The following is a 265-nucleotide window of genomic DNA, read 5'->3' as shown; positions in this document are numbered from 1 at the left end:
CATACCGCCTTAGCTGACTGTGAAATGACACGCCGCCTTATTCATGCAGTTAACGCAAAAATCGAGGCTCGTTAATCATGGCCGCTGAAAAAATCTACTACGACTTAATGCCTGACAACTCCGTATCTGTCTACATTTCCGGCGAATGGGATTATTTCAGCTCTTACACTGGCCTTGTTAACTATCTCAACACTCAAGGCTTGTACTACAAGCTGGTTGATATCACAAACACCACACTGACCGAGCGTCTGGCTATCATGGGGAT

The 265-nt window shown here is 45.7% G+C and carries 1 protein-coding gene; it reads left to right on the top strand.

Going from position 1 to position 265, the window contains the following annotated elements; all coding sequences use genetic code 11:
• Positions 1-77: 77 nt before the first annotated feature.
• A partial coding sequence (locus PL85_RS18460; RefSeq protein WP_215809370.1) for a hypothetical protein occupies positions 78-265 on the top strand: 188 nt, incomplete at its 3' end.

This window comes from Vibrio anguillarum, assembly GCF_001989995.2.
Classification (GTDB): domain Bacteria; phylum Pseudomonadota; class Gammaproteobacteria; order Enterobacterales; family Vibrionaceae; genus Vibrio; species Vibrio anguillarum.
This window is presented reverse-complemented; position numbering and strand designations above follow the sequence as displayed.